Below are 23,324 nucleotides of genomic sequence, written 5' to 3'. Positions count from 1 at the left end.
TATTATGAGTAAATAAATGACATTAGATCATATAATTAGACTAATTGGTATAACTTAATGATCGTTACGTTGCTAAATTTATCAGCAAGGTAAACTTGGTGCCATGCAGCACCATCGACAACGATCACCGCATGTCGTCCTTCTTGAGTTTTTTGAGAAATTAAAGCCAAATGTTGTTCCATTACATCCATGTTCATTACTGGAGAAATCAGTGCCTCAGTTGCGCCTGTTGATGGGCAAACAGCACCAAAAAGGTAAGCGTATTCAAACTGTTGTTGCCTAACGGCTCTCGGTCTTGTTCCTTTCTCTGCCCAGAGCCTTGTCGTTGTATTTTGCTGTCCAAAACGTGCTTCGTCTTGGAACCACACATCTATCTCTTTAAGCCTCACATTCCATGGGATCGTGCGGATCATTTCACTTTCGAATTTTTTTAAAATCTTCTTGTACTTCATCAGACTGTTTTGGGTGTCGAGAGCGACTTGTTATCCAGCTAAATCCCATTGATTTTAATAACTTATAAATGGCGTTGGGATGATAATCAACATCAAAATTAGCGTTGATATATAGTTGGATACACTCACCCGTTAGTCGTCCACCCATATCGGATTGGCATTGAGCCTTTATATATTGACTCAATATTTCTTTATCTTGCTCTGTAAGATAGCTAGATCGCCCTGTAGGTTTTTTACTCTCAAGACCAAGTAAACCTTCGCTGATGTAGTTCGCAACCCAATCATTAACAATTCTTCTACTTATATTAAGTGTTCTAGCAACTTCTGATCTATTCTTACCCGATTTAAAGTGCGAAACGGCTAGCAAGCGCAGTCTCATTCGATGATCTTTTACTTTGTTGGAGAGTATTTTTAATTCTTGTGAGCTATGAGTGTTCAATGTCATTTATTATGAGTAAATAAATGACATTAGATCACATAATTAGACTAATTGGTATTACTTACCAATAGATATGGTTAATTGATTAAAATTTCTGATTTGATCAAGTACTTTAACTACATTTTCATGAGAAGTTTCATCGCTAGGTATTACTACCGCACTCTTTGTTTGGCTTTTTGCTAAAAAATTTTCGATACGTGCGGGTAGTCTTTCTATGTCGACAAGTTTTCCGTTAAATGTGATTAGCCCTGTTTCATTTATCTTAACTAGTATTATTGGATCATTACTCTTAGGTGATTTTGAAGTTTCTGGTCGATTAACGAGTATCCCTTCTTCTTTAACAAATGATGTAGTTACAATAAAAAATATCAGCATTATGAACACAATGTCTAACATTGGTGTCATATCTACTTCGCTTTGCTCTATCTCATGTTTGTGATCTCTTCGGCTCATAGTCATTTCCTTTATAAGTTTTTTATAAATATAGTACGAAGAGTATCGTAAGTCTAATTTGTCATAAAATAGGGTAAACTCACTGTTCTATTTTTTAAAAGTAATGTTGTGTTGACTGAATTTTGATAAAATATAAATAATTATACTTCATGAAAATTTAATAAAATGGCGATTAATTGGTTTCCTGGGCACATGCATAAAGCTCAAAGAGAAATAAAAGACATTCTTCCTCAGATTGATGTGGTTATTGAGGTGTGTGACGCACGTTTACCTTTCAGTAGTGAAAACCCTATGATCACTGAGATAAGAGGTGATAAGCCATTAATTAAAATATTAAATAAATCCGATCTTGCCGATCCTGTTAAAACACAAATGTGGTTAGACTATTTAGAAGCTCAACAAAATGTAAAAGCTATCGCTTTAACTACCGATAATCCAAGTGTTGCTAAAACTCTACCAGCGTTAATTCGTAAGCTAGCACCAAATAAAGATGAAACAGGTAAGCAAATTAATGCTGTTATTATGGGGATCCCGAATGTAGGTAAATCTACATTGCTTAATACTTTAGTGGGTAAAGCTAAAGCTAAAGTAGGGAATGAGCCCGCAGTTACTAAAGGTCAGCAAAGAATTAAACTTGAAGAAGGATTATATCTTTATGATACACCCGGTATGTTGTGGCCCAAAATTGTAAATGAAAATAGCGGTTACCGTTTAGCAATTACTAGTGCGGTTAAAGATACTGCTTTTGATCATGATGATATCGCTTGTTTTGCTGCAGAGTACTTACTTGAAGCATATCCTGAAAGATTACGGGAACGTTATAAGTTAGATATTTTACCTGATACAGAAATTGAACTATTAGAAGAAATTGGTCGTGTTAGAGGATGTATGAAAAGTGGTGGTCACATAGACTTCCATAAAGCATCTGCTATTTTAATTAATGAGATTCGCGATAAAACACTGGGGGCAATAACCTTCGAATCACCTGAAATGGTAGAAAAAGAAATTATTCATTTTGATAAAGTCGAAGAAGATAAAATAGCAGCTAGAGAAGCTAAAAAATTAGCGCGTGGTCGCGGTCGTAAAAATAAAAGATAGGAAAGTAAGATGAATACTGATTTTCAACTTCACGAAATGTTAGCTAAAGATTGTATTGAAGTTTATGAATTTCCATTATGTAAGGTATTGCTTATGAATGACAGCCAATATCCATGGTTTATTTTAGTACCTAAAATAAATGATGTTTTAGATATTTATGAGCTTGAATGGGAAAAACAAATTCAATTTTTAAATGAATCGAGTTTATTAAGCGAAGTGTTAATGGCAATGTTTAAAGGGACCAAGCTTAATGTTGCTGCTATTGGTAATATTTGTCCTCAGTTGCATGTTCATCATATTGTGAGATTTAATGATGATATCGCTTGGCCTAAGCCTGTATGGGGAGCATTTCCTGCAATTGCATATGATAATAATGCACTAGATAAGATAAAACATGAAGTGAAAGCTGCTTTAACTAAAGTGGCTGGATAATAAGTTACTTTGAATAAGTAATAGACTACTTATCTTGAAGTGTTTAGTTGTTATCCTACACTTTTATTATAAGTATCACTTTATATAAAGCTTCTTTTAAGTCAGGTATTAGATCGTCTATACCCAAACCACTTCAAGATGTAGGATTCAGCTGTAATTAGAAACGTCTTTAGGCACAGATTTGACGTTCTAAACAAAATCTAAGTACATACATGTCGGAACATTCTCGAAATCAATAACACCGTGTAAAACGTTTATAAAACAGACTTTCAGAGACGGATGAGGAAACCATGATCATTGTTCCATCTGTTTTTAAGGGAGTAACCATTAATAAAAATATGCGCCTTGATCATGATCCATTCAGTCGTCCTGAAACGAGCATCTTGAGGTGGTATATATACTAACCCTACTGATATGCTTATTTCTTATGGTAATTGGGAATATGAAAAAGAAAACTTTGAGTGTAATTTACTCATTAATCTTTATCTTGAGTTTTCTACTACGCGTTTGTTAGCTCAACGATTAGAAGTATTCCATAATAAAATAGCGAGAAAGTTAAAAAATATGGGATATTGAAAAGCTAATTTATACCTTATTAATAAATTAGTTATTAATAAGGTAATAATGAATCAAGCTATTGAAACTAGGGAGCTTAATGCTCAAGAAGTTTATATAAAATCTGCTTAACCACTTGAGGCTCAAAGGGTTTGTCACAAAGTGCATTGACGCCATCTTGTTCAATGTTAGCAAGGTGAGTATCATTACTTTCACTGGTTACCATTAAAATAGGTAAGTGTGATTGTTGGCTTTGTTCACGAACATAACGGGTTAATTCTCTTCCATCTACCTCTGGCATATTATAATCAGTTACGATGAGGTCAAACATATTGTCTTGTAACAAGTTTATTGCTTGTTGACCATCTACAGCTTCAGTTACTTTCATCATACCTAGGTTGTTTAGCACGCGTTTAATGTGATTACGGGCTAAACGACTGTCATCCACAAGTAATACTCTAATTTCGTGAACATCAAAATGTTCTAGTTCTAACTCATCAACAGATAATAAATCAATCGTTGTATTAATCGCTGCTGCGAGATGATCGTGGGTAAAAGGTTTAGGAAGTAATGCAATAACTCCAGACTGTTTAAATTCTTCTAAACTCTCTCTCTTATGTTCGCTACTTACTAGCATAAAAGCGGTATCAGAAATCTTATCGTTTGCTCGGATTTTTTTGAGAAGATCTAATGCAGTACCGTCATCAAAATACATAGCACTAGTAATTAAGTCGTAGGAATGACGCTCAACAATACTTAATGCTTCGCTTACTGTTTTTGCTGATGATAATTCAGTAACACCTTGCTTTTTCAGCTCATTGGTAATTATTTTTCGTTGAGTATCTGATGGCTCTACTACTAAAATAGAGATGTCACTCGGATTCATTGTTGTCATGTTTTTCCTTTAAATGAACACAATTTATTAGTGCTATTTAACCACCAACAAATTTAACCTTAAAACCATTTTTTTCAAGTACTTGCTTGATAGTATCCCTTTTGTCGCCTTGAACTTCAATAACTTCGCCAACAACACTACCACCGGTCCCACAGGTTTTCTTTAATTTTTTCGCAAGATCTTTTAATGCAGCAGTATCAAGACCCAAACCTGAAATAGTAATTACACCTTTTCCTTTACGTCCTTTGGTTTCACGCCTTACTTTTGCAAAACCATCTGACGGGGTAATTGTATTGCTTTTATCTTGTTCTTTAATCCTTCCGCTATCAGTAGAGTAGACCAAAGTTGAGTTATTGTCGTTCATAAATACCTAGTTATTGATTTTTAAATATAAAAAAAGCCACATATTAGTGGCTTTATTATACGGCGAGAATAATAAATTTTATAGTTTACTTTCTAATTCCGGTAAAGCATCAAATAAGTCTGCCACTAAACCATAATCTGCTACTTGGAAAATAGGAGCTTCAGGATCTTTGTTAATAGCAACAATAATTTTAGAGTCTTTCATGCCTGCTAAATGCTGAATAGCACCAGAAATACCAACAGCTATGTATAAGTTAGGAGCAACAATTTTACCTGTTTGCCCAACTTGCATGTCGTTAGGTACAAAGCCTGCATCAACAGCAGCACGAGAAGCACCAATAGCGGCTCCTAGTTTATCAGCAATACCTTCAAGCAATGCAAAGTTTTCACCATTTTGCATACCGCGACCTCCAGAAATAACGATGTTAGCCGCACCTAAATCTGGACGTTCTGATTTAGATATTTCGTCACTAACGTGTGATGAAATAGCTGCATCTTGAACTGAATCAATAGCAACTACTTCAGCATTACCGTCGGTAGCAACAGGATCGAAACCTGTAGATCTAACAGTGATTATTTTTTTACTGTCTAAGCTTTGCACTGTAGCAATAGCGTTACCAGCATAGATAGGTCGTACAAAAGTATCAGCACTCTCAACAGCAATAATATCTGAAATTTGAGCGACATCTAATAAAGCAGCAACGCGAGGCATAAAGTTTTTACCCGTTGTTAATGCTGTTGCTAAAATGTAGTCATAATCAGTAGCAAGTTCGGTTACAAGTAAACTAATGTTTTCTGCTAGTTGGTGTTCATAAGCGGCATTATCAGCAACTAAAACTTTACTTACGCCATTTACTTTTGCTGCTTCAGTTGCAACATCAGCACAATTTGAGCCAGCAACAAGTATATGAATATCGCCACCAATGGCTTGAGCGGCCGCTACAGTTTTTAAAGTGTCTGCTTTTAAGCTTTTGTTATCATGCTCTGCAAATACTAGAATACTCATGAGATCACCTTCGCTTCATTTTTTAATTTTTCAATTAATTCATCAATACTACTAACAACAATACCTGCTTGACGCTCTGCTGGTGGAGTTACCTTAATAACATTACTGCGAGGTGTTAAGTTAATACCAAAATCAGCTGCAGCTTTAACATCTAAAGGCTTACGCTTAGCTTTCATTATGTCTGGCAATTTAGCATAGCGTGGTTCATTTAAACGAAGGTCAGTTGTTACAATTGCAGGTAAATTTAACGCAACGGTTTGTAAACCGCTGTCTACTTCACGAGTAACATTAACTTTATCACCTTCAACAACAACGTTTGAAGCAAATGTACCTTGTGCCATACCTGTTAGGGCTGCAAGCATTTGGCCTGTTTGGTTATTGTCGCTATCAATAGACTGTTTACCTAAAATAACTAATTGAGGTTGTTCTTCTTCAACGATTTTTTGAAGTAACTTAGCAACATTGATTGATTCTAATTTTTCTTCAGTATCAATATGTATTGCACGATCAGCACCCAGCGCTAATGCGGTTCTGAGTTGTTCTTGGCAAGATTTATTGCCAATAGAAACCACTACAATTTCAGTTGCTGTTCCAGCCTCTTTAAGACGAACAGCTTCTTCTACTGCAATCTCACAAAAAGGGTTAAGTGACATTTTTACGTTAGCAAGATCAACATCTGAATGGTCTGCTTTAACGCGAACTTTTACGTTGTAATCAATTACACGTTTTATAGGTACTAATATTTTCATCGTAGCCTCTGATGGTGCATGTTGTTTGTAATTATTAAGTATTTAAATTTTTCTATGTTTAATCTTAGTCGCTAATACAAAGATTGTTTGAAAAATTAGCTGTGTAGAGTAAGCGAAGCTTAGCTATATTGTGTAAATCACGCAATGTAAACTAAGCGATAAAAAACTTTCTCAGTAAATATTTCATTACAAGATAGTATTTACATACCATTTATCTATAATTGTTGATATTATCAAACAGGTGTTTGAAAATCAAACGAGTGTTTGAAATAATTTGATTGTCTATTTTTTCAGGGGGATATTATGGAACGTGAATCTATGGAGTTTGATGTTGTAATTGTTGGAGCAGGGCCATCAGGTTTAGCTACAGCATGTCAACTTATGCAACTTGCACAAAAAAATGAACAAGAATTAATGGTGTGCGTCGTAGAGAAAGGCTCTGAGGTTGGCGCTCATATTCTGTCTGGTGCTGTATTCGAACCTACAGCGATGAATGAATTATTTCCCGATTGGAAAGAAAAAGGCGCACCATTAAACACAGCTGTAACAGGTGATGATATTTACTATTTCACTGGTGAAGAAAAAGCTATTAAATTACCTAACATTGCTGTGCCTAAAACAATGCATAACGAAGGTAACTTTATTGTAAGTATGGGCAATATATGTCGTTGGTTAGCAGAACAAGCAGAGCAATTAGGTGTTGAAATTTTTCCTGGATTTCCAGCTCAAGAAGTTATTTATAATGATGATAATAGCGTAGCAGGGATTATTACGGGGGATATGGGGTTAGATGCAGAAGGTAACCCTAAAGATTCATTTGAGCCGGGTATGGAATTACGCGCGAAATATACCGTTTTTGCTGAAGGTTGTCGCGGACATTTAGGTAAAGAATTGATTGCTAAGTTTGGTTTAGATGCTGATTCTTCACCTCAGCATTATGGTATTGGTTTTAAAGAAATTTGGGATATAGCACCAGAAAAACACCAAGAAGGTTTAGTGATACATAGTGCTGGTTGGCCTTTAGAGTCAGATACTAACGGCGGTGGCTACTTATATCATGCAGAAAATAATCAAGTGTTTGTTGGTTTGATTATTGATTTAAGTTACAGCAATCCACATTTAAGTCCATTTGATGAATTTCAGCGTTATAAGCATCATCCCCAAATTAGTCAATATTTAGCAGGTGGTAAACGCGTATCTTACGGTGCTCGTGCTATGGCAAAAGGTGGTTTGAATTCTTTACCTAAAATGACAATGCCGGGTGGCTTACTTGTTGGTTGCGATGCTGGAACAATTAATTACGCTAAAATCAAAGGTAATCATACCGCTATGAAATCAGGTATGCTTGCCGCCGAAGCTATTTTTGAGGCCATTTCAGCAGGCGATGAAGGCGGAAAAGACCTTACCTCGTTTACTGATAAAATTAAAGCTTCGTGGTTATACGACGAACTTTATAAAACGCGTAATTTTGGCCCTGTTATGCATAAGTTTGGTACCTTTGTAGGTGGTGCGTATAACACAATTGATCAAAACTTTTTTGGCGGTAAATTACCTTTTAACTTTAAAGACGATTCTTTAGATCATGCGCAACTTAAACTTGCGGCGGATGCACCGGTAATTAATTACCCTAAGCCTGATAACGTACTTAGTTTTGATAAACTATCTTCGGTATTTATATCAAATACCAATCATGCTGAAGAGCAACCATGCCATTTAAAACTTGCCGATGCCAGTATTCCTATTAGTGTAAACTTAGCTAAATATGCAGAGCCCGCACAGCGTTATTGTCCTGCTGGCGTTTACGAAATTGAATCGACAAGTGAAGGTGATAAGTTTGTTATTAATTCACAAAACTGTATTCACTGTAAAACCTGTGATATTAAAGATCCAAGTCAAAACATTACTTGGGTAACACCAGAAGGTACGGGTGGACCAAATTATCCGAATATGTAATTTCATCATGTCTAACAATTTTTATTAATAACAGCCTGCTTAATTAATTTTAAGTGGGCTTTTTTATATGTGTCGCTTGAAGAGTCTCTATATTTATTACGTCAATTAACACCAAATTAATTGTTTGTTTTTCATTAGGTAGTTATATAATCCCCTTAAAGACTTATAAAGATGATGACTTTGCATTAATTGGTGTGAGAAGAAATCATAAAAAGAAATAAGAGAGTAGAGTATGTCCTCAGATAGATACGGCACTAGTGCTAATTATAAAAGCCAAGAAAAAGGCTACAGAGATAGAGCATTAAAATTATATCCTTGGGTTTGTGGACGTTGTGCTCGAGAATTTGAATATTCTAATATTAGAGAATTAACGGTTCATCATATCGATCACGACCACACCAACAATCCTAATGATGGTTCTAATTGGGAGCTCTTATGTATCTATTGCCATGATAATGAACATGCTAAATACACAGATCATGCGAATTATAGTACTGAAGTTAAACCGGGCGATAGCCAGCAAGAACAAGCCACTTATAATCCATTTGCTGATTTAAAATCTATGTTAAAAAAATAGAATTTAAAAATATATAATACCAAACGCGTTAATGAATTGAGCTATTTTAGACGAGTATAAATGATCAATTGGTTATTGCGATTGGTATATATAGGAAGTTTAGACGGATTGAGAAGCCTACTTTCAACTTAGCAGCTAGGCTTCAATTGTTTTTATTCGCTGTAAATAGGGAGGTTACTCTTCAGTATCAGTTAAATGCTTTTGATAACCCTCTGCACCAAAAAAGCGGATCGACTTTTTAAGTTTGATTTTTTTTGCGATAAGTTGGTTATTGCAATATATCTTGACTACATGCTTGTCGCCATTGTTATCTACGTCATATTGATGATCTGTATTTAATCTAAGATTATCAAATTCAGTTTTCATTATTAGCTTCAAAGTAACTCCTTGTGCTTTATAATAAGCAGATAAGCTATATCAACCTCACTAATAAATCGATATTAGCTTAATTGATCAATTTGTTTGATTTGGTCTAACATGCTTTCCATATTATTGTAGTCTAACTGTATAGAATACGCTTTATTACCTACTTGATACGCTAAGCTTGGGAAACTATTCATACCTAACTTTCGTGTGTAGTTTAGCTCTTGTTGGAATAATTCATCGATTTTTTCTGACTGAATGTCTTGAGTAAATTGTTCTACGTTTAATCCTATTTCTTTGGCTAATTCAATTAAAGTACTTTCATCTGATGGGTTTTTAGCTTCAGTGTAATAAGCCTGTTGAATGCGGTGTGTTATTAATTCATCGTATTCAGAGCTTTGCTGGCGAGCAGCAATAACAGCACGGTTTGAAGGGTAAGTTGAACGTCTTGGCTGACAATTAGTCCAAAAATCATAATTAAATTCAGTACCAGGAATTGTCTGTTCTATTTTACGCCATGTGTTTTGTAGCATAGTTTGCATTTGTTTTGGCATAGGATCATGAGAGTCTGAAGCCAAGCCGCCAACAAATCGCTTAATGATAATTGCAGGCGGTAAACTGTTAAAAAGTTTCTTTCTAACGGGTTCAAATCCCCAGCACCAGCTACACATAGGATCATGAACATAAATAAGTATTTTATCCAAAATAAGTCCTTATGATTTAATCGCTCGGTAGCCGATATGAAAATTAATTGTTACAGATTAAACTTTGCTAATTAATAGATTAAGTTCTTTTTTAGCTAAGTAGTTTTCCATTTTTGAGCGTAATAGTTTATAAAGCAGAATTGAGCCATCAATCTCTTCTTTACGATTGGTTAAACTTTCAATATTTAAGCCTAAAGGTAAGTCGTAAGGTAATATAGCATCTAAAATTTGCTGTAAACTGTTTGAACAAATACGGATAGATTCATATAACGAGTTGTTAGCATTTAGTATACGCAAACTTGTTGCCTCAGGAACACTTACACCTAACCAATCAATAAATTCTAACGTTTTTTGACTACCACAAGGTGAAAAAGTCAATATTAAACGCTGTGGTTTTAAGCCTTGCTCTTTACATTCAATGGCATAGCGAGTCAGCATATCAATTGTTGCTTGTGGGTTATAAATCGCTTGTGAGATAAAAAAGTTACAACCTTGTTGGTGTTTCTCAATTAATCTTTGGTGTTCATTACCTTTACTTACGTGGCGTTCAGCTATGGTTACACCACCAATAAAAAAATTATTTTCATTGCAAACTAGTGTGTTGTAAGCATTTTTTAAAGAAAGAGATATCGTGTTGTTTTTAGATGGACTGCCCACTAACACGATATCTTTAACGCCATATTTTTCCCAAGCTTCACTTGCCCACAAATTAAAGTCGTCAGCGTTTGATTGAACAACACTTTTATAAGTAATCACTGGGCGATTAGACTTTTTGTTTAACAGTGATGAATATAATCGAGGATCATGGGTCGATTTAAAAGGAAACGGTCGTGGTTTATTCGTGCGTGAGTTTTCATCTTGAATGTCGTATACAATTAAACCATCAAAATCTATATCGCTTACACGCTCTAATAATTTATTTGCTATGCTTTCAACTTCTTCAAGTGGTGTGTCACTTTTAGGAGGAGTTGTACCAATAAAATAAACACCTCGGTGAATATCGTTGTATCGTGCTTTTAATTCAGATTCTGTTTTCACAAGTTAAATTCTTTTATAGACGTTTAGACGTCTATATAGTCTTACAGTTTCTAAAATTTGTCAAGGTTCATTCATCGAGTTAATGCATTAATTGGATATTAGCTATGTGTTTTTAAGTGTCAGAGTTATGCGATTTACTTTTGATACTGATATTATTTGTTGTAATGACAACTAGAACCTACAGTAGAGTAAAGAAAGGTAATGGAAAAAAGCAGGGTTGATAAATTTATAAGCTCCGCATTAGCTATTAATAAACGAGACGTTAAGCTGCTTTTAGCGCAGAATAAAGTTGAAGTAGATGGGGTTGTTATTACTGATGCGGCCCTCCAAATAAATAAGTTCTCGTTTATAAAAGTTAGCGATAAGGTCTTACAAGATTATAAACCATCCTACATTATGCTGAATAAGCCTATAGGTGTGGTAAGTGCGACTAAAGATAAGCTTCATAAAACGGTAATCGACTTATTATCTTTTTCATTTAAAGAAGATCTACATATTGTTGGTCGTTTAGATCTCAATACTTCAGGTTTAATGCTCTTAACTAACGACAGTAGTTGGTCTGAACGTTTAACATTACCCAACAGTAAAGTACCTAAAGTGTATCATGTTACCTTAAAAAACAAATTAACAAGCGATTACATTGAGGCTTTTAAACAAGGTATGTATTTTGGCTATGAAGATATAACAACAGAACCCGCTGAACTCACTATTGAATCTGACTATATTGCTCGAGTTATTTTAATGGAAGGAAAGTATCATCAAATTAAGCGCATGTTTGGCCGTTTTCAAAATCAAGTTATGGCGTTACATCGCAGTAAAATAGGGAGTTTGTTATTAGATGAAAATTTACAAGCTGGCGAAAGCCGCGAATTAACGGCTGATGAAGTAAAAAATATTTTTAACCGATAAACTATTGTTATTTAAATCAACATAAACATAGCTTACTCACCATACACAGGGCCTTTCAATTCAAGCTGAGTTAAATATACGCGTAATTCAAATTCTAATTGATGATAATTAGGCAACATGTGCTCGCAGAGCTTATAAAACGGCTTATCATGATTTTTTTCTTTTAAGTGTGCTAATTCATGCACCACTATCATTTGTAAAAAAGGCTCTGGAGCGACTTTAAACATACTACCAACTCTTAACTCATTTTTACTTTTTAGCTTGCTACCTTGTACCCTAGACACATAAGTATGTAATCCTAACGCATTATTAATCACGTGAATTTTATCATCGTACTTTATTTGACTTAAAGGATTCGATTTTTTCAAATATTGATTTTTTATATTCATTACATATTCCCTCAAGGCTTTATCATTATAAATCGTATGAGGGGTAGGGTATTTATTGAGTAAAAACGTTTTTAACGTGTTCTCATTCAACATTATTTGAATTTTATCTTTAATCTCAGGTGAGTATGCAGAAAGGTATTTTAATGGCGTAGTCATAATAAATTATTTAGCTTAAAACTTAGCAGCATTATATGTTTTATATTAACAACTATCTATGTGGCTTACATGTTTTCAGAATCAAAAATAGGTATAATCTCGCCGTTCTAAGTTGGCTAGTAAATTAATAAATAAAATGAGTTGTTTAAAATGAGTAAAAAAGGATACGCATGCATTGGATTATTTAATCCTAAATCACCAGAGAACGTAGGATCAGTGATGCGAGCTTCAGGTTGTTACGGTGTACATTCGGTTTATTACACAGGTAAACGATACGATTTAGCTAAAGCGTTTTACACCGATAAAAATAAAGTTCATTTAGACATTCCATTAATTGGTGTTGAAGACTTAAAAAATACCATTCCATTAGATTGTGTGCCAGTAGCCGTTGAATTGGTTGAAGGGGCTAAATCGCTAGTTAACTATAAACATCCACCTAGAGCTTTTTACATTTTTGGCCCAGAAGATGGCACGTTAAAAAAACACATTACTGATTTTTGTCGAGAAACTATTTATATACCCACTAATGGTTGTATGAACTTAGCGGCAACTGTAAATGTTATTTTGTACGACAGAATGGCAAAAGGTGATGATTTTTCTAATCATTAATGCGATTGGTATAAAAATAAGAGATAAAAAAATCCCCATTAAAAACTTAATGGGGACCAAGAATTACAGCGAACAATGAATTCTTAATAGGGAAACTCTGAATTGATATTTAACCTGAACTTGGCTTAACAAATGCTTCTCTAGCAGCTATTTTTCCTAATTTCTGCGTTAAATTTACTTGCAATAGACCAGCTATTGACGCGAAATTTGCCTTGAATCAAGAAAAACTATCAAGCTAGAGGCTCAATAAAAATATTTTTTGTTATATATATTTCAATTTGTTAAACATCTCTTAAACCGAGTTAAGGTTATTTAGTTATTGAAGCTAGTTCTAATGTAACTTGCTCAATACCTTCTTTAGCAATGCGTTGACTTAACTCTGCTTGCTTACTTGAAAGTAATGAAATTCCTTCAACAACCATGTCGTATGCTTTCCATTCAAGTGTTTTTGGGTTTTTACGTAACTTAAAATTAATATCAATAGTAGGACGGTTACCATCAATAATTTGTGTGCCAACAGAAACTATTTTTTGACCTTCAGTACTTTTTTCTTTCTCAAAAATAACTTTTTGGTTTTTATACTGCGTTAAAGCATTAGCATAAGTGCGTATTAAATATTGACGTATAGAAACTACAAAATCTTCTCGTTGCTCTTTAGATGTAGATCTTAAGTTTTTACCTAAAATCTTATAAGCAGCATATTTATAATCGATATGAGGCATAAGTTCTTCATCAACAATGTTTCTCATTAGATCTGGGAACTTCTCAATTTCTTGCTGGTTATTAGCAATGCGCGTAAATAAATTATTACCGACACTTTCTATTACTTTATATGGAGAAACTTCAGCAGATAAAACAGAGGCACTAATAAATAGTGTAAAAACAAATGAGAAAATAGAAATTAAGTTTTTCATGGATGCGCCTTAATAACGGTAAATTTATATTGTAGTAATACTAGCATACCGACCGCTCGGTCTGCTAGTAATAAAAAGTAATTTGTATATATTTTTATGTTATAGATACTAAGGTTTAAATAACGTTAACTGTGTTTTAAGTTTCTTAGGTATTTACATAGCTCGTTCATAACATGTTCAAATAACTCTTTATTTCGCGAGCTTTTACTTAAACTGGTTGAACCATGAAAGGTAGAAACGATAAAGTAAGAGACCTGACTATAGTCAATATCATTTCGAAGTTGTTTTTCTATTTTACGTAAACTATCTGAAATAAGTTGATTAAGCTGTAGTTGCAGATCTAAAATTCGTAGTCTGAAACCTTCATCAACCCCAGCCATTTCTTGGCATAAATTGTTAAGTGGGCAACCACATATCAATTCATCGCAGCTCATATTTACACTCATTTCACTGAAAAACGCACAAAGACCTTCAATAGGATCTTCGTTGTTTACAGCGGGTAACCAAGTGTTTAAAAACATTGGTGTATATATTTCTTCAAATACGGCATACCCTAATTCCATTTTATTAGCAAAATGGTGATATAAAGCACCTTTAGATATTTCACATCTGTTTAAAATTACTGACAAACTTGTAGCGGTGAAACCATGTTTATGAATTTCATCAGCGCTAACATCTAATATTTTTTGTCTGGTTTGCTCTGCGTCTCTCATATTTACAACCTAATTTACATTTAAAATGTATACGAATATCGAGTACAACTTAAACCTATGTTAACAGACCACTTGGTCGGTTGTAAAATAAATGTGAAATGTTACGTGTCAATTATAAAATACTTATTAATTTTAATGGCCTTAACTTGATTTATTTACATTTATAGCTGAGTATTCGATACATATTTATTTCTATAAAAACAAGGATGTTATTTATGTTCAAAAATTTATTCCCTTTCTTTTTCTGTCTCTTTTTATCCCCTGTTTTAATGGCTAAAAATGCTAGTGTTCCATTAGAATATTTTAATCAAATGCCTATGGTTGAAATTCCTACAATATCTCCAGATGGTAAAAATATTGCGGTAATACTCAATCAAGGAGAAAATACACAAGTTGCTATTTTTCCTTTTGATGATAAAAGTAAAATGAAGGTCGTATTACAATTAGGAGCCAAAAAATATCGCTTACATCAACTTAATTGGGCAAATAATGAAAGGCTACTTATTGAAGTGTCACAACCATTATATATCGATGACTGGAATGTTCGAGTTAGAACGAATCATTTATATTCAGCAAACTTAGATGGTAGTGATGTTTTTGAATTAAGAAAAAGATCAAAAAGTAAAAAGAAACAAGATTTTTATCGAAACAGTCCTGATTTATTAAGCTTATTGCATAATGATGAAAAGCATATTTTAGTGACAATAAGAGATCCTAGAGATAATAACTACTCTTCAATATTTAAAGTAAACGTTACAAATGGCGAGTTTGAAAAATATATACCTAACAAAAATCGAATAGTTTCATGGGGAGTAACTCCTTCAGGCGAGGTGTTATTGGGCATTGGGGTTGATGATAATTATAAAAAAAAGACAAGGTATATATATGTTCGTAAAGATGTAAATTCTGATTGGCTAATGGTTAAATCTTATGAGGCCTACAAGACAGAGACGTTTGAACCAATATTGTTTGAACCAGAAAAAGATTCTATTATTGTATTGTCTGATTATAAGTTCAATAAAAAAGCCCTTTGGCGTTTTAATATTAAAACATCCGAATATACATTAATTGCTGAAGCTCCTGAAAACTTAGATGTATCTGGGCCAATAATAAAACGATCTGGAAATATTAAAAAATTAATAGGGTTTACATATAATAATAATTTTATAAAGCGTGTTTATTTTGATGAAAACAGTAATCAGTTAGCTTTACAAATTAGTCAGATTTTTGAAAAAAACAATTTAAAAGCAAACCTTTATGATTGGAGCGAAAGTAAAACAAGGTATTTGATTTATGCCGTTAGCGATAAATCACCAGGTAAGTTTTTTACTTATGATAAAGTTAAGAAAAAACTAAGCGTATGGTATTCGCAATACCCTGATTTAGAAAATGCTAAATTAGCAAGTGTTCAGCCTATTGATTTTGTAGCAAGGGATGGTCTAAAACTCCATGGATATTTAACTTTACCTGATAATGTTACAAATCCCCCTGTTGTTTTATTTCCACATGGTGGTCCTTTTGCAAGAGATAGTCAATATTTTGATCCGTTTGTACAAATGTTTGCGAGCAAAGGATATGCTGTACTTCAGGTTAATTATAGAGGCTCTACTGGATATGGTAATGCGTATCGTACGGCTGGTTATCACGAGTGGGGCGGTAAAATGCAAACCGACTTGATTGATGCATTTAATTGGTTGAAGCAAAGTAAAAGGGCTAATACTGATAAAGCATGTATTGTTGGCGCTAGCTATGGTGGGTATGCAGCACTCACGGCAGGATATCAAACTCCAGATCTGTTTAAGTGTATTGTAAGCATTGCAGGAACCGCAAATATGGAACTGACTTTAGCTGATTGGAAAAAATGGGGGAATAGGAACTATATAGATAATGCAGTTACTGAAGATGAAGCTGCCTTTGAAAGGTTATCTCCCGTCAATCATGCTAAAGAGTTTAAAACTCCCGTACTATTAATTCACGGAAAGGTAGATACCGTTGTTAGTTATTATCAATCTAAAGACATGTATGATGCATTGAAACATTCGAAAAAAGATGTTGAGATTCAAGTGTATGAATATGGAACTCATAATTTAGATGACGCGGTCAATAGGCAAGACGCGATGAAATTAATCTCAGAGTTTTTAGATAAATATTTAGGTTGAAAATAGTATAAAAATTAATTAAAACGAAGGGGGGGTAAAGTGCTCCCTTTCGTTTTAATTCACCTTTATTATTTATTTTGAGTTGATATCCACATATTGTTTATACCACTCGGTTTCGCTACATAAGTCTTTAACTGATTCCACTCTGTCAATAAAAGTTAATCCATCTAAATGATCCATTTCGTGCTGAAAAATACGCGCTAAAAAGCCAGTTAATTCTTTATTATGCTTATTTCCCTTTAGGTCAAAATAGCTAACGTTAATGATTTTATACCGAGGAACTAAGCCTCTTATTGATGGCACGCTTAAACAGCCCTCCCAATCTTTTTCTTGTTCTTTGCTGGTAGTTAATATTTCTGGATTAATAATAGCGGTTGGTTCCATAAGCGGAGCTTCAGGATAGCGTTTGTTGGGCTTTGAACACATAATAAATATACGTTGGCTAATATTGATTTGAGGTGCTGCAATACCTACACCTCCTGCTTTAGCTACTGTGGTTAGCATTATATCAATGGTCTGTTGAGTGGTGTCAGATAGTATGTTTTCAACAGACGGTGCTATTTGAGCTAGAACAGGATTACCTAGTTGGAGAATTTCAACGGAGTTATTCAAGTTATTAATCCTTTTCGTATAATTAAAAAATTTTATTGGCCCATCGAGTTAATCCTGCCGTTACACTACCAAAATTATCACCTAATACTATGGGCGTATCTTTAAATTGCTTCTTGAAAAATTCATTAAGTACAGGAGACTGTGCGGTACCACCTGTAACAAATATTACGTCGGGTTGATGGCCTGATTGGGCTACCGCTTCATGCATTAAATGAGCAATACCTTTTAGTTCGCGGGCTATGCCTGCAAGTAATGTGTCTTTAGTTACTATGCTTTTTAACGAATTATCTAAGTCAGTAAGCTCAATCGTATGTTCGTCATAATCAGTTAAACCAATTTTAGCCTGTTCTGCACCATTAACGAGTCGATAACTGAGTTTTTCTTGTTGTACTTTAAGTAGTCTACTTATTAGCTCTGGCTGTTGTGCATCACGTATTAATTCTTTAAGGAAACGTTGATTTTCACTACTGTAAAATTCACTTTGTTCATTAATTTTATTAATAGCCAGTGCTTGGTAAAAGGAGTTTACTGGCATAGGTTTGCCAGACTTCAAAAAACTTTTAAGTCCTAACTCGGGCATTATTCCCGTTAATGCTAAACCAATATCAAAGTCGTTACCGCCAATGCGTTCACCGCAATGCCCAAGTAAATGATGAGTCCTATTATCGAGATCACATAAGTTTGGTCCCATCAATAGCATTGAGCAATCAGTTGTTCCACCGCCTATATCAACAACAAGCACTTTAGTTTCTTTACTTAAAGTCGATTCAAATTCAAAACCAGCGGCAACAGGCTCATATTGAAACTCTACATCTTTAAATCCTACACGTTTAGCTGCATTAGTTAATACGGTGATCGCTTGTTGGTTGCTTTCTTCGCCTTTTAAGCCTTGAAAGTTAATAGGACGACCAATAACTGTTTGAGTTATTTCTCTACCTAATGATTGTTCCGTTAAGTTTTTTATATTTGCCATCATAGCGGCAACAATATCTTCAAATAATTGTACTTGCTGAGGATATAAGCCACTTGCTCCTAAAAAGGATTTAGGTGACTTAATGTAATAACCTTCTTCGGGGTCGGCTAAATAAGCCTGTAATGCTTGTTGACCAAAAAACAAGTCAGATGAAATGCCATCTTGTTTTAACTCTCGTAAAACACTGTTACTCTTTTGTAGTTGAACTTTACGCTGTGCTTGAAATAATACTTGCTCTTCTTCGGTCAACTGTTTGAGAAGCCAACTTACAATAACTTCTCTGCTTGGTGCATATAAAGTAGAGGCAACATATTTTCCGTGTTCGTTTAAAGATAATATAGATGGAACACCGTTTTGCATTACGCCCACTGCGCAATTTGATGTGCCGTAATCAAAACCGATCATATGCTGTACCTACGTTTAAAAAATCGCGTAGGATACTGATGATATGTAGTATGTGCAAGTGAGAATTAATGCTTAGCCGTATTAGCTTAGTTTTGTTGAGGATCAGAATGAATAAAATTATTCATGAATATTAAAAAATTTACTAAAAATAAAAGGGAACAAAATGCGTTCATTACTTATTTTATCTTTAATCTTGTCTGTGTTTAGTGCTCAAGCATATCAAGATACAGCAAGTTATAAAAAGTCTATTGATGAAAAAATAGAAAAGATGAAAAAGAAAAAATCTTCTTGGACTTCGGAAGAAAAACAAATGATGCAAGATGCTAGCGATAACCTAGCAAAAGCATTGCCTAATCCGGGTATTCAAGTAGGAGAAAAAGCCCCAAGCTTTTCTTTAAAAAACTCACAAGGTGAAAACATTACTTTAGAAGGTGCATTAGCTAAAGGTCCTGTCGTTTTAGTGTTTTACCGTGGAGCATGGTGCCCATACTGTAATATGCAGTTGCGTTCATTAAAAGAGAACTTACCCGAGTTTGAAAAATATAATGCACAACTAGTTACTATTACTCCTCAAACACCTGATAAATCAGAAGCGCAATTTAAGAAAGAAGGTTACCCGTTTGAAGTGTTAAGCGATTTAGACTATCAAGTTATGAAAGACTACAAATTGTATTTTGAAGTTCCTAAGGCCTTGGTTGAATTATACAAAAAGCATGGTTTAGATTTAGAAGACTTTAATGGGGAAGGTCGTACGGCATTACCAGTGCCTGGTACCTTTGTTATTGACACTAAAGGAATAGTGAGAGCTATGACAGCACAAACAGATTATAAAGTTCGTATGGAATCGGCTGATATTATTAAGGCATTGTCTGAACTTTAATAATATAATTTTTATTAGAAAAAAATCTTATATAAAACGCTTTTTAGGTAAACTAAAAAGCGTTTTTGTTTTTAGAGTAAAAAAATGAAATATATCTATATACTTCTTACCTTGATGAGCTTTTTAAGTGCTGGCGCTGATACGTTAAAGCCTTTTACAAGTGATGGTTGCAGTGCTTTTCCGGATGGAACTTTGAAACAGCAGAAGCTTTGGTTAGCATGTTGTGAAAAACATGATTTTGATTATTGGAAAGGTGGCACTTTTGATCAACGTATGGCATCTGATCTTGAATTAAAGCGCTGTGTCACTAAAGTTGGCAAGCCTAAAATTGCAATGTTGATGTTATCAGGGGTAAGAGTTGGAGGTACTCCCTATTTACCCACAAGTTTTAGATGGGGATATGGTTGGCCTTACCCTAAAGGATATGGAGAATTAACATTAGAAGAATTGGCACAAGTTGAAAAACTATCAAAACTTATATACCCGTAACCATTCAAGATGCAGGTTTCAGTGGGAACTAAAAACAATTTAGGCACATATTTTACGTTCCAAACAAAATCTAAGGTCTACATCCATGTAGGAACCTGACTAAAATTAATAACGTAGCATAAATTGTTTTTAGACCCATCGAAGAAGCGCTTGAGCAAAATCACTTCTTCGTTAATGCTTTTTATAAGGGAGTAACCATTATTACAAAGCATTGCCTTGAATTGATATCGCTCAAGCACTCTGAAATAGCCTCTTGAGTGGTAACAGGTATAGTGATTAAGAATAAAAACTTATCATTAGAAAATGAGTAAAATAGTTTGTTAAGACTCATTATTGACCCAACGAGGACAATATACTCTTGATCGGGGATTAAATATTATTAATAAGCAAAATAACTTAACGCGAACGGAGGTTATATAGTAAGATAATAAGAGTATTATTATATACTTACTGCTGGAAGTGTTTAGGTATTAAAAGGACTTTTTCATTGAAAAAACGTACCTTCATCTTATGGAAATGCGAATTAATATTTTTTAATTAGTGCTAGAGATTTAATGACTTATACAAAAAACATATTTATTTATTGTATCTTATTATCATTACTCTTTCTGAGTAGTTATTCGTTTAGTGATGAAGTAAATAAAGTTACTGTAATATACCCTGATGTAAACGCTCCTTACGATAAGATATTTTCTCAAATAATTGAGGGGGTTAGAGCAGAATTTAAAGGTGAAATTATTACATTAAAACTCTCTCGTACCTTTGATAGTCAGCAAGTTTCAAAAAACATTTCAACAAAACAAGTTATTGCTCTTGGTAAACGCGGAATGAGTATTGCTAAAGAAATCTATCAAGACAAATCTGTAGTAATAGGCGCCTTACCCTTAATAGCTAATCATTTATCAGGTGTTAGTTTGATGGCTTCACCTAGTGCATTGTTTAACTCTCTAAATGAATTAGCTCCCCAAATAAAAGTAATAAACGTTGTATATAGCAAGTCTTCTGCTTGGTTGATTGAAGAAGCAAAAGAAGAAGCCAAAAATAAAGGATTAACATTAAAAGCTATTCATGTAGATGATTTGAAAATGGCAGTTCAAACATACAATGATTTATTTGAAAAAACTAAAACAGAAAATATCGCCATTTGGCTGCCTTTAGATCCTATAACGGCTAATGAAAAAATTATTGTGCCCACAATACTCGAAAAAGCTTGGGAGAAGAAAATTGTCGTTTTTTCGAGTAAACCAACTCATGCCAAACGAGGTGCATTATTTTCTGCACTGCCAGATAATGAAAACTTAGGTAAGCAACTCGTTACCTTGATGCAAACCTTAAAAAGCAATAAGAAGTCGGCTGTGGTTAAACCATTAAATACTATTCAACTTGCGGTAAACTTACGTACTGCTGCTCACTTAGGTTATAACTACCAACCTAGTGTCGTATCAGACTTTGCTTTGATTTTTCCTAAGTAGGCTATATGGATAACGTGAAACCGTCAAAATTATCTGAGCGCAGTATAAAAGCGCAAGTTATCATTTTCATCGTTATTGCTATTACCTTAATGATCTTTGTACTGAGTTGGGTAACGTCGTCTGGGGTTAATCAACAATACCGCCAATTAATGCTAAAAAATGCGATGCAAATAACTGATGGATTAGCGAAACAAGCGGTATTTTCTGTTTTATCCGGTTCAGAACAAAATGCTCAAGAAGCTATGGAGCAAGTGCAAGGTTTTGAGTCAGTTTCTGCAGCGCGTATTTTGTCAGACAATTACGAACCATTTATTAGCCGAGGTGAATTTCCTGAAAGTATTCAAGCGGGACATTCTCATTTACTTAGTAGTAATATTTCAGTTGAAACCGATGATTTCTGGTTTATAACTTCTCCTATACTTATAAAAATAGAAAATAATGATGATGAAAGTAGTGAACTTGGTTTTGAGCAGACCCAAGTTGCTAATGAAGTTATCGGCTATGCAGAAGTTCTTTATAGTAAATCTCACCTAATTGAGGCGCAAACCCAAGTTACACTTCTTATTGCTTTAGTTGGTTTAATCTCAATCGTTATTTTGAGTATTGTTTTACATTTTGGATTAGTAAAATTATTCATACCTCTACGTAATTTAGCTGTAACCATGCAGCTAGCTGAAACTACGGGGGAATATGTGTTTGCTGAAAATACGGGTGCTAAAGAAATTAAAAGCATGGCGCATGCCTTTAATAGCATGATGAGAGTATTGAAAAAACAAGAAAACGATATAAAGCTTCATAGAGATAGGCTTGAAAGCGAAGTCAAAGTAAGAACGTCTGAATTAATTGAAGCCCGAGATGCAGCACTGACGGCAAGTCGTCATAAATCTGAATTTATCGCGAACATGAGTCATGAATTACGTACACCCATTCAATCTATTATCGGGTATGGAGAGCTAGTTACAGAAGAATTAGAGCTGGAAGGGCAGTTTGAGTTAATTGATGATATGGACCGTATCGCTAAAAACTCTCAACGATTGCTCAATATGATTAATAGCTTGTTGAATTTAGCTAAAGTTGAATCAGGTAAAGTTGATGTAAGTATTTCAGAAGTAGACCTTGAAGCATTAATTTTAACGATTAGTGATACCATTTCACCTTTAGCATTGAGCAACAATAATACATTTTTAATTGTTCAAAACCAAAAGGTCAGCACGCTTCAAACAGACAAAGAAAAAGTTGAACAGGTACTTATTAATTTATTGAGTAACGCCTGTAAATTTACTGAAAATGGCGAAATAACCTTCACTGTAAGTAGTTCTAAAGATTTCATCGAATTTACTGTAAAAGATTCAGGCATAGGGCTAACGAAAGAACAGCAAATCTATATTTTTGAAGAGTTTCGCCAAGTAGACTCTAGTCAATCTAGAAAGTTTAGTGGAACAGGGCTTGGGTTAGCCATTTCAAAAGGTTTTGTTGAACTCATTGATGGTACTATAAGAGTAGAAAGTGAGTTAGGTAAAGGGTCTGTGTTTGTTGTTAAGTTACCTACCCAAGTTATCGAGTAGGT

At 34.2% G+C, this 23,324-nt stretch carries 27 protein-coding genes; 12 read left to right on the top strand and 15 right to left on the bottom strand.

Features of this window, described 5'->3' with window-relative positions:
* Positions 1–35: 35 nt before the first annotated feature.
* From AC0L5Q_RS08610 to AC0L5Q_RS08600, 3 genes are read right to left on the bottom strand one after another with little or no spacing between them, the layout of a single operon-like run.
* Positions 36–413, bottom strand: a complete 378-nt coding sequence (locus AC0L5Q_RS08610) for a transposase (RefSeq protein WP_473617388.1) — start codon at positions 411–413, stop codon at positions 36–38.
* Between the two features lies 1 nt (position 414).
* Entirely contained in the window at positions 415–897 is a 483-nt protein-coding gene (locus AC0L5Q_RS08605) for a helix-turn-helix domain-containing protein (RefSeq protein WP_473617385.1), read from the bottom strand.
* A 51-nt stretch (positions 898–948) separates the two neighbouring features.
* Positions 949–1,344, bottom strand: coding sequence for an ExbD/TolR family protein (locus AC0L5Q_RS08600; RefSeq protein WP_473617381.1), 396 nt, complete (start codon positions 1,342–1,344; stop codon positions 949–951).
* A gap of 165 nt (positions 1,345–1,509) precedes the next feature.
* Between AC0L5Q_RS08600 and ylqF the strand changes: the two genes are divergently transcribed.
* From ylqF to AC0L5Q_RS08585, 3 genes are all read left to right on the top strand, one after another.
* Positions 1,510–2,442 carry a ribosome biogenesis GTPase YlqF gene (ylqF, locus tag AC0L5Q_RS08595; RefSeq protein ID WP_473617378.1) on the top strand — a complete coding sequence of 311 codons (933 nt, stop codon included), beginning with the start codon at positions 1,510–1,512 and terminating at the stop codon, positions 2,440–2,442.
* 9 nt (positions 2,443–2,451) lie between these two features.
* Entirely contained in the window at positions 2,452–2,874 is a 423-nt protein-coding gene (locus AC0L5Q_RS08590) for an HIT domain-containing protein (protein ID WP_473617374.1), read from the top strand.
* A 414-nt stretch (positions 2,875–3,288) separates the two neighbouring features.
* On the top strand, positions 3,289–3,450 hold the full coding sequence (locus AC0L5Q_RS08585; protein ID WP_473617370.1) for a TyrR/PhhR family helix-turn-helix DNA-binding protein: 162 nt from the start codon (positions 3,289–3,291) through the stop codon (positions 3,448–3,450).
* 76 nt (positions 3,451–3,526) lie between these two features.
* Here AC0L5Q_RS08585 and AC0L5Q_RS08580 read toward each other — a convergent pair whose 3' ends face one another.
* The 4 genes from AC0L5Q_RS08580 to AC0L5Q_RS08565 all read right to left on the bottom strand — a co-directional run bounded on the left by AC0L5Q_RS08580 (position 3,527) and on the right by AC0L5Q_RS08565 (position 6,442).
* Positions 3,527–4,324 carry a response regulator gene (locus AC0L5Q_RS08580; protein WP_473617368.1) on the bottom strand — a complete coding sequence of 266 codons (798 nt, stop codon included), beginning with the start codon at positions 4,322–4,324 and terminating at the stop codon, positions 3,527–3,529.
* 37 nt (positions 4,325–4,361) lie between these two features.
* Positions 4,362–4,688, bottom strand: coding sequence for an SUI1 family translation initiation factor (locus tag AC0L5Q_RS08575; protein WP_473617366.1), 327 nt, complete (start codon positions 4,686–4,688; stop codon positions 4,362–4,364).
* 78 nt (positions 4,689–4,766) lie between these two features.
* Positions 4,767–5,693, bottom strand: a complete 927-nt coding sequence (locus AC0L5Q_RS08570; protein WP_473617363.1) for an electron transfer flavoprotein subunit alpha/FixB family protein — start codon at positions 5,691–5,693, stop codon at positions 4,767–4,769.
* Positions 5,690–6,442 carry an electron transfer flavoprotein subunit beta/FixA family protein gene (locus tag AC0L5Q_RS08565; RefSeq protein ID WP_473617359.1) on the bottom strand — a complete coding sequence of 251 codons (753 nt, stop codon included), beginning with the start codon at positions 6,440–6,442 and terminating at the stop codon, positions 5,690–5,692. The genes AC0L5Q_RS08570 and AC0L5Q_RS08565 overlap by 4 nt, the downstream gene beginning before the upstream one ends.
* Positions 6,443–6,745: 303 nt before the next feature.
* Here AC0L5Q_RS08565 and AC0L5Q_RS08560 point away from each other — a divergent pair, with 303 nt between their 5' ends.
* Positions 6,746–8,395 carry an electron transfer flavoprotein-ubiquinone oxidoreductase gene (locus tag AC0L5Q_RS08560; protein WP_473617356.1) on the top strand — a complete coding sequence of 550 codons (1,650 nt, stop codon included), beginning with the start codon at positions 6,746–6,748 and terminating at the stop codon, positions 8,393–8,395.
* Positions 8,396–8,627: 232 nt separating this feature from the next.
* Complete coding sequence (locus AC0L5Q_RS08555; RefSeq protein WP_473617352.1) at positions 8,628–8,972, top strand: YajD family HNH nuclease; 345 nt, start codon at positions 8,628–8,630, stop codon at positions 8,970–8,972.
* 174 nt (positions 8,973–9,146) lie between these two features.
* Here AC0L5Q_RS08555 and AC0L5Q_RS08550 read toward each other — a convergent pair whose 3' ends face one another.
* The 3 genes from AC0L5Q_RS08550 to AC0L5Q_RS08540 form a co-directional block, all read right to left on the bottom strand.
* Positions 9,147–9,338, bottom strand: coding sequence for a hypothetical protein (locus AC0L5Q_RS08550; RefSeq protein WP_245825421.1), 192 nt, complete (start codon positions 9,336–9,338; stop codon positions 9,147–9,149).
* Positions 9,339–9,412: 74 nt separating this feature from the next.
* Positions 9,413–10,039 carry a DsbA family protein gene (locus AC0L5Q_RS08545; protein ID WP_473617346.1) on the bottom strand — a complete coding sequence of 209 codons (627 nt, stop codon included), beginning with the start codon at positions 10,037–10,039 and terminating at the stop codon, positions 9,413–9,415.
* Positions 10,040–10,096: 57 nt separating this feature from the next.
* Entirely contained in the window at positions 10,097–11,077 is a 981-nt protein-coding gene (locus AC0L5Q_RS08540) for a methylenetetrahydrofolate reductase (RefSeq protein ID WP_473617343.1), read from the bottom strand.
* Positions 11,078–11,278: 201 nt separating this feature from the next.
* Between AC0L5Q_RS08540 and AC0L5Q_RS08535 the strand changes: the two genes are divergently transcribed.
* Positions 11,279–11,986: a pseudouridine synthase gene (locus AC0L5Q_RS08535; protein ID WP_473617339.1), complete on the top strand. Its 708-nt coding sequence runs from the start codon at positions 11,279–11,281 to the stop codon at positions 11,984–11,986.
* 32 nt (positions 11,987–12,018) lie between these two features.
* Here the strand turns inward: AC0L5Q_RS08535 and AC0L5Q_RS08530 are convergent, their stop codons facing one another.
* A complete protein-coding gene (locus AC0L5Q_RS08530) occupies positions 12,019–12,531 on the bottom strand; it encodes a YgjP-like metallopeptidase domain-containing protein (protein WP_473617335.1) in 513 nt (170 codons plus the stop codon).
* Between the two features lie 150 nt (positions 12,532–12,681).
* Here AC0L5Q_RS08530 and AC0L5Q_RS08525 point away from each other — a divergent pair, with 150 nt between their 5' ends.
* On the top strand, positions 12,682–13,140 hold the full coding sequence (locus AC0L5Q_RS08525; protein WP_473617331.1) for an RNA methyltransferase: 459 nt from the start codon (positions 12,682–12,684) through the stop codon (positions 13,138–13,140).
* Between the two features lie 308 nt (positions 13,141–13,448).
* Here AC0L5Q_RS08525 and AC0L5Q_RS08520 read toward each other — a convergent pair whose 3' ends face one another.
* Both AC0L5Q_RS08520 and AC0L5Q_RS08515 read right to left on the bottom strand, forming a co-directional pair.
* A complete protein-coding gene (locus AC0L5Q_RS08520) occupies positions 13,449–14,054 on the bottom strand; it encodes an MlaC/ttg2D family ABC transporter substrate-binding protein (protein WP_473617327.1) in 606 nt (201 codons plus the stop codon).
* 125 nt (positions 14,055–14,179) lie between these two features.
* Positions 14,180–14,767, bottom strand: coding sequence for a TetR/AcrR family transcriptional regulator (locus tag AC0L5Q_RS08515; RefSeq protein WP_473617324.1), 588 nt, complete (start codon positions 14,765–14,767; stop codon positions 14,180–14,182).
* A 215-nt stretch (positions 14,768–14,982) separates the two neighbouring features.
* On the opposite strand from AC0L5Q_RS08515, the gene AC0L5Q_RS08510 reads away from it, so the two are divergent.
* Positions 14,983–16,926, top strand: coding sequence for an alpha/beta hydrolase family protein (locus AC0L5Q_RS08510; RefSeq protein WP_473617321.1), 1,944 nt, complete (start codon positions 14,983–14,985; stop codon positions 16,924–16,926).
* 72 nt (positions 16,927–16,998) lie between these two features.
* Here AC0L5Q_RS08510 and def read toward each other — a convergent pair whose 3' ends face one another.
* Both def and yegD read right to left on the bottom strand, forming a co-directional pair.
* Positions 16,999–17,538: a peptide deformylase gene (def, locus tag AC0L5Q_RS08505; RefSeq protein WP_473617316.1), complete on the bottom strand. Its 540-nt coding sequence runs from the start codon at positions 17,536–17,538 to the stop codon at positions 16,999–17,001.
* A gap of 22 nt (positions 17,539–17,560) precedes the next feature.
* The gene (gene yegD / locus AC0L5Q_RS08500; RefSeq protein WP_473617311.1) at positions 17,561–18,916 is read right to left on the bottom strand and encodes a molecular chaperone; all 1,356 of its coding nucleotides are present in this window, start codon (positions 18,914–18,916) and stop codon (positions 17,561–17,563) included.
* A 163-nt stretch (positions 18,917–19,079) separates the two neighbouring features.
* On the opposite strand from yegD, the gene AC0L5Q_RS08495 reads away from it, so the two are divergent.
* The 4 genes from AC0L5Q_RS08495 to AC0L5Q_RS08480 all read left to right on the top strand — a co-directional run bounded on the left by AC0L5Q_RS08495 (position 19,080) and on the right by AC0L5Q_RS08480 (position 23,322).
* The gene (locus tag AC0L5Q_RS08495) at positions 19,080–19,796 is read left to right on the top strand and encodes a peroxiredoxin-like family protein (protein ID WP_473617308.1); all 717 of its coding nucleotides are present in this window, start codon (positions 19,080–19,082) and stop codon (positions 19,794–19,796) included.
* An 84-nt stretch (positions 19,797–19,880) separates the two neighbouring features.
* Positions 19,881–20,285, top strand: coding sequence for a hypothetical protein (locus AC0L5Q_RS08490; protein WP_473617305.1), 405 nt, complete (start codon positions 19,881–19,883; stop codon positions 20,283–20,285).
* A 554-nt stretch (positions 20,286–20,839) separates the two neighbouring features.
* Positions 20,840–21,757 carry an ABC transporter substrate binding protein gene (locus AC0L5Q_RS08485; RefSeq protein ID WP_473617302.1) on the top strand — a complete coding sequence of 306 codons (918 nt, stop codon included), beginning with the start codon at positions 20,840–20,842 and terminating at the stop codon, positions 21,755–21,757.
* Between the two features lie 5 nt (positions 21,758–21,762).
* Positions 21,763–23,322, top strand: a complete 1,560-nt coding sequence (locus AC0L5Q_RS08480; protein ID WP_473617300.1) for a sensor histidine kinase — start codon at positions 21,763–21,765, stop codon at positions 23,320–23,322.
* Positions 23,323–23,324 lie beyond the last annotated feature (2 nt).

The organism is Pseudocolwellia sp. G5-9 (genome assembly GCF_055808995.1).
This window is presented reverse-complemented; position numbering and strand designations above follow the sequence as displayed.